This is a genomic window from Mesotoga sp. HF07.pep.5.2.highcov, from assembly GCF_003666285.1.
Lineage (GTDB): Bacteria > Thermotogota > Thermotogae > Petrotogales > Kosmotogaceae > Mesotoga > Mesotoga prima.
Genome location: NZ_JFHJ01000564.1, coordinates 1 through 6,162, shown reverse-complemented (window position 1 = coordinate 6,162; position 6,162 = coordinate 1). Strand labels below are relative to the sequence as shown.

6 protein-coding genes are annotated in these 6,162 nt (G+C 44.0%); 5 read left to right on the top strand and 1 reads right to left on the bottom strand.

The window, feature by feature from the left end; all coding sequences use genetic code 11:
* Nucleotides 1-298: 298 nt before the first annotated feature.
* From BG32_RS11945 to BG32_RS16675, 5 genes are all read left to right on the top strand, one after another.
* Nucleotides 299-1,450 (top strand): AAA family ATPase, encoded by a 1,152-nt coding sequence (locus BG32_RS11945; protein WP_121526898.1) that lies wholly within the window; start codon nucleotides 299-301, stop codon nucleotides 1,448-1,450.
* A gap of 3 nt (nucleotides 1,451-1,453) precedes the next feature.
* Complete coding sequence (locus BG32_RS11940) at nucleotides 1,454-1,912, top strand: hypothetical protein (protein ID WP_121526897.1); 459 nt, start codon at nucleotides 1,454-1,456, stop codon at nucleotides 1,910-1,912.
* 480 nt (nucleotides 1,913-2,392) lie between these two features.
* Complete coding sequence (locus tag BG32_RS11935) at nucleotides 2,393-3,196, top strand: type IV toxin-antitoxin system AbiEi family antitoxin domain-containing protein (RefSeq protein WP_121526896.1); 804 nt, start codon at nucleotides 2,393-2,395, stop codon at nucleotides 3,194-3,196.
* A complete protein-coding gene (locus BG32_RS16680; RefSeq protein ID WP_259459708.1) occupies nucleotides 3,193-3,354 on the top strand; it encodes a hypothetical protein in 162 nt (53 codons plus the stop codon). Before BG32_RS11935 ends, BG32_RS16680 begins: the two co-directional genes overlap by 4 nt.
* A 25-nt stretch (nucleotides 3,355-3,379) precedes the next feature.
* Nucleotides 3,380-3,931, top strand: coding sequence for a nucleotidyl transferase AbiEii/AbiGii toxin family protein (locus tag BG32_RS16675; RefSeq protein WP_259459707.1), 552 nt, complete (start codon nucleotides 3,380-3,382; stop codon nucleotides 3,929-3,931).
* Between the two features lie 1,034 nt (nucleotides 3,932-4,965).
* On the opposite strand, the gene BG32_RS11925 is transcribed toward BG32_RS16675, so the two are convergent.
* Complete coding sequence (locus tag BG32_RS11925) at nucleotides 4,966-5,343, bottom strand: AAA family ATPase (RefSeq protein ID WP_121526894.1); 378 nt, start codon at nucleotides 5,341-5,343, stop codon at nucleotides 4,966-4,968.
* Nucleotides 5,344-6,162 lie beyond the last annotated feature (819 nt).

Sequence of the window (6,162 nt, the reverse complement as noted above, 5' to 3'; positions counted from 1 at the left end):
CAGACCTCGGCATCATCATCACCTCTAACCGCGGAAATGTTAGCAAAAATGGGGACTGACAAGTCTTCTAATGTCTGTACCCATTTTTGCACACTTCAGATTATAGCAAAACACATTTCGCTGATTTTCTAACATCGGTTATTCTTCTTCCCTCGAAATGAATAATCTTCACAGAGGTTCAAATCTCCGCTTGTCACCGTTTTTCTGCTTCAGTTGAAAATGCGTGAATTCATGCGGAAGTTGTTATAATTACCTTAAATAGGATATCGATTAGAGGAAGAAGAAAGGAGGGCCAACCGTGAGAGTCGTACTTGAGAATATTGGTCCGATAGAAAAAGCAGACATTTCGGCAGGTGATTTGACAGTTCTCGTCGGACCGCAAGCAACGGGGAAGAGCATCTTTCTTCAGTTGTTCAAATTCTGCGTTGATCACGCCAATATAGTAAGGGAATTGAAGAAGCTTGGTTTTGATTGGAATAATGAGCTCGAGAGTTTTTTGCCTGTCTATTTTGGCGAAGGAATGCAAGCAATATGGAATTCACAGAGTCGCATTGAACTTAACGGGAGGAAGTTCCAGATCGAAACTCACGTGAAGAGATCAGGTAAAGCTGACAGTGAAGCCAAAGTATTTTATATACCTGCTCAACGAGTCCTGATTATCTCTGCCGGGTGGCCCCTTCCTTTCAACTCTTTCGATCCTACGTACCCTTTCGTTGTTAAGGATTTCAGTGAGAAGATCAGGCAAATTATGGGTTCGCGTCTCGGGAGCGGTGCTACCCCGATCTTTCCGAGAGACGGATACTTCAAGAAAGAAATAAGAGACGCACTCCAGAAATCCATAATAAGAGAAGGAATATTAAAACTAGACATCGGTCTCAGAAAAAGAATCATGCTGGAGATTGCAGGAGTATCAATGCCCATCATGACCTGGTCCGCAGGTCAAAGGGAATTTGCGCCGTTACTACTTGGATTGTTCTGGCTGTTGCCTTCAGCAAAAGTATCGAGGAAACAAGGTGTGAACTGGGTTATTGTTGAAGAGCCGGAAGCAGGTCTTCACCCGCTTGCAATCAGGGATGTCTTTCTCACAATAGTCGAGCTGTTGAGCAGAAATTACAAAGTCTTGCTCTCAACGCATTCTTCGGGAATAATCGAACTCGTTTGGGCGATAAATGAGATTGTATCTCATCCTGAGGCAAGCACGGACAAAAAGAGGAGACTTCTCCTCGACCTTTTCGAACTGAAAACAACCCCAAATACAAACAAACTAATAGAAGATCTTGAGAACAAGAAGCTCGTAGTCAGCTATTTCAAACCAACCGAAACGGGTGTGCTGACTGAAGATATTTCTTCACTGGATCCCGGGAGCGACAAGAAGTCAGTTTCAGAATGGGGTGGCCTTGTAGAATTCACTTCCAAGACAAACGAAATCGTAGCACAGCTCTGGAGGTAGAAAATGGACAAAATGCAGCCCTTGATGAATTCTTCTCTTGGCCCCTGTATAAAGAACGGACTTCAAGCAATTGCGAAACCTGACAAAGTCAGCCTTCAAGTAACGAGAACTAAAACAAAGAGCGTTGACATAGATAGATGTCTTGAAGAAGATTATCCCAATGATAATAGGTGGGACTACGCCGTTTTCATTGAGACTGATGATATTCTGAAAACAGCATTCATAGAGATTCATCCGGCAAATGAATCCGAGGTCGATGCGGTGATCAAGAAGGCGCAATGGGTGAAGCGATGGATTATTGATAATGACCTGTTGATCATCACTGAGAACCGGAAGTTCTTCTGGGTTTCATCAGGCAAGGTAAAGGTCAGCAAGAACTCTCAGAAAATCCGTCTTCTCCGCAAACAAGGAATCGAAGGCCCACAAGAACATTTAGTTGTTGACAAAAGCATGAAAGACTGAAACATCTTTGAGGTTGTCTTATTCGTCTTCAAAGGCACTAGCTAAGAAAATGCGTAAGTTAACATCTCCTCATTTGGTCATCGTATGCTGATTTTATGCGAGATCTCGCTCTTCTGAGAGAACGGAGAACCATTGCCAGTAAGTTCCTCCTATTGAATGAAGATCTCCGTTACGATAATGTAAATAACGGAGTCTGTCCCGAAAGGTTAGCATCACTTCCCGACGCAGTCGGCCTCACTTCCCCGGATGTTCTTCCGGGCCTCACTTCCTGGGATGTTCTTCCCAGCATCACTTCTTAATTGACCGCCGATGCTTCTCGACGCCTTGCGTCTAGTGTTTTCTGCCAGACCCAGAACCCCACAACCCCAGGCCCAGCTCGTACCACGATGACGTTATCATTGTGCTTGACATGGATCACCTAAAAATATAAAATATTTATACTATATGCCACTAGATGTCAAGTCACGGAGAGGAGATCAAGTGAGGTTAGAACTTTTTTTTGAAGAATCACCGGTCTTCACGACTCGTGAACTAAAAGAATTTCTGAAGAAGAATAAAGCGAAGAGTCTTGAGAACTACAGCGTTCTTCTGAATTATCACGTTAAGAGAGGCCGTGTCCTCAAAATCTGTCGTGGCCTCTACGCAGTGGTACCCCTAAACCACAAGGCAGAACAATTCGCCCCTGATTCATTTCTAATCGCAGGGAAGAGAACAGAGGATGCGATTCTTGCCTATCATACGGCTCAGGAATTCAATGGGAATACCTACTCGCTTTTCAGTACCAGAACATTCTTGACTATGAAGAGTGTGCATCCTTTAGTATTCAGGGAAATCGAATACGTACCGACTCACCCCTCTCAGAACCTGCTTCGTTCAGACAACTACTTCCTACTCACGGAGCAAGCGGATATAAAAGGTATAAACGTTCTTATAACCAGTAGAGAAAGAACATTTGCAGATATGCTCGATAGACCCAATCTATGTGGCGGAATTGAAGAGGTCTGGCGTTCCCTCAAAATGACCGAGTATCTAAACACCGAAAACCTGCTGAATTATCTGAGAGCGCTTGACAACTCTACCACTAGCGCCAAAGTCGGCTTCTTCTTACAAAGACATCCGAAAATCACAAACAATGACCAGACTCTATTGAGAGAACTTAAAAAAATGATCCCAGTTTCGCCGCATTACTTTGATCGATCACGTGTTGACAGATCCAGGTTGGTGAAGGATTGGAATCTCGTAATTCCTGAATACATATTGAATGAAAGGTGGGAAGAGCAATGAGAATGTCCAGGGAGACTCTGTTTAGATTATCCGGTCAGACGGGTTATCGGCAGGAGATTATTGAGAAAGTCTCTCTACTGCTTTCATGGCTTGATCGCGCATCAAGTATCGATCGTCTTAAAGGGAGTTTCGCTCTAAAGGGGGGGAACGGCAATTAATCTATTCTTCCTGGAAATTCCGAGATTGTCGGTAGATATAGATATCAACTATATTGGATCACCCACTCGAGAAGAACTCGACTGTGACAGAGACGGTTTTGAGAACATCATAGAATCAGTTTGCCACGAAGAGAGCCTGTCCATAAGAAACAAAAGGGATTCAGAAGCAGCCACCTCTTATTCATTGAGGTACGTAAGCTCCCTATCTTCTGGAGGAAACCTGTCTATTGACATAAACTACATGATGAGGGTTCCACTGTTTGAAATAGAAACAATGGATTCAAGGCAGCTAGGTAGTCAAATAGCCCGCAGAGTTCCATTAGTAAACAAGCTGGAAGTTTTCGCCTCGAAAATCGCGGCCTGTTTTTCTCGAGAAACAAGCAGAGACCTTTATGATGTTTATTTGCTCCATAAGCAAATAGACACCCTTGATCTTGAAAAACTCCGGCTTGCCTTTACGGTTTTTGGGGGGTTGAATCGAAAGAACTGGCTCGAAATAGACGAAAAATCACTTCGAGTAAACAAGAATGATCTGAAAAAACGATTGTTGCCACTTCTAAGAGGTACACTTGACTAAGAAGAACTCGACACTCTCGCCAGTGATATCGAAAGATCATGCCAGAAAGTAGCCTCCTATTTGTTGCCTCTGAAAGACAATGAAAGAGAATTCTTAAGAATCCTAAACGAAAAAGGCGAAATCAAACCAGAAATCATTACCAATGACAAAGAACTCGTAGATAGAATCAAGAAGCAGCCTATGCTCAAATGGAAAGCACTGAATGTTAGTCAAACTCTTCAAGGCTGATCAAAGAAGTCTCGTGAACTGTAACGCCCTTGTACTGTCATCCCGTAGTGCTCTATGTTCATAAAACATTGGAGAAAGAGCATCGAGAATTCGCTTCGCTCACGAGAAGGGAAGAGCAAAAATAGGGACTGACGATTCTCCTAGCGCCTGTCCCTTTTTTCGCGAGGGACAGGGATCCTGACCAGGAGCATTGTCAGGATGACGTGAAACGTCGTCATCCCATAATTTCCCCACACCGTCATCCCGTGATGCTTTTGCACGGGATCTGGTCTTGAAAACACGGCACGGATACAGATTCTGACCAGAACCATGTCAGAATGACATGAAGCGTTGTCATTCTGTAATTCCCACGTATTGTCATCCCGTGGAGCGTGCCCAGAAAACCTGCCCCAATTAGCCCGCCCTGAAAAGCTCTTGTTTGGGCACCTGTTTGGGGTCTCCTTTTAAGGGCCTGTGTACGGGATCTCGATATTGCGAGACCCAAGACCCGGCTTTTCGTTCTTGTCGGCGGACGGAGAACCGTTGACGGCAAACCTGTTCTAATTGAACGAAGAATTATATTACCAGAATGTAAATAATGGAGTCTGTCACGAAAGAAAGGGCGGAAGAAGAAAAGAAAGAAAACCAACAACAGAATTCTACCATTTGAATTCTCTTTGACAGCAATCGCCGCGAAATTACTGTGGTGTCAAAAATGGAGGAATTGTAGGTCCATACGGGATCTTTCTCTTCACGGAGAACCGAGGACGGAAAACCGATCCAGCTGACAGAGAACTACGTTACTCCAATGTAAATAATGGAGTCTGTCACGAAAAAAAATAATCTTTCCAAACTCTCTCATGAGTCAATACTTGTAGTCGCTTACCACCTGTCTCACGAGTAATGCCTAGCGAGTATCGCCACTTCTCTTCTTTTCTTTGATCATCTGAAAGAGTGATCGAAATTTGGACATCTGAGCTTCTGCGCGCTGACAGACATCTAACTTTCGAAATGCCTCCTCGATTGGTCAATGCCTCCTGCAGGCCTCCCCCAGACTTTGCTATGTCTCTCAGAAATCTAAGCACATCGAGGAAATTGGATTTTCCCGATGCGTTGGGCCCGACAAGAAAAACTCTTCTGGTAAGATCCACATCGATCTCCCGGAAATTTCTCCAGTTCCTGACGGATAGATGCGAAACAAGCACTGAAATCCCTCCAATTCAGAAAAAGCTCAAGAAAATTATATCATCGCATTACTTTGTCATATTGTAGCAAATGGAGACCTTACTTATTATAGGCTATCCAATTTGTGTCTAGCTCGGTGGCGGATTCATTCTCCTAAGAGCATTCAAGAACGGCCATCTTGCTCCAACTTCCCTCTTATCTGCAAAGCCTATGCAATTTCCTACCTGTCCACAAGAACACCTTTGCTAATCGAACCGTGATACTTATATTCTGCAGTAAAAAGAATACAGCATCCAAGTGTTCACTCTTGGATGCTTCATCCTCACCACTTCATTTCTTCTTATTCTACTATTCCTCATTTGCTTGTCCAATTCCCCTCGGGGTGAAAAAGGCAAAGAGATACGTCTTCTTGTATCACTTTTGTCTTCATCTCTCTTTGCATTGCTCTCCTGAATGAAGAACTATATTAGGCACATGTAAACAAACGAGTCCCGAACAGACACGTCTCGCCCTCCTTGAGTAAGAAAGAAGAACAAGGATATAAAGTGTCGAAGAATCGTTTTCCCCAGCGTACAGCCTTCAGCGTTTATAATCCAAGCGGTTCTTTCCCCGCGAAGCGGGCATTGCGTCCTGGCATGTTCTTCGCCAGCCTTGCGTCCACTGATGCACCTCAGTGCATTGCGACCGCCGATGCTTTTCGGCGCCTTGCGTCTTGCAACTTCTAGTCGGAGGACGGAGAACCGGTGACTGCTGACGGCAAATCTGTTCTAAATGAATTAAGAACGATATTACCGTAATGTAAATAATGGAGTCTGTTGTAGATATATAAGCTATGACTT

Bases quoted from the DNA above. Each gene is read 5' to 3' on its own strand.
- BG32_RS11940 (WP_121526897.1), top strand. From the start codon at position 1,454: ATGGACAAAATGCAGCCCTTGATGAATTCTTCTCTTGGCCCCTGTATA.
- BG32_RS16680 (WP_259459708.1), top strand. From the start codon at position 3,193: ATGAGAATGTCCAGGGAGACTCTGTTTAGATTATCCGGTCAGACGGGT.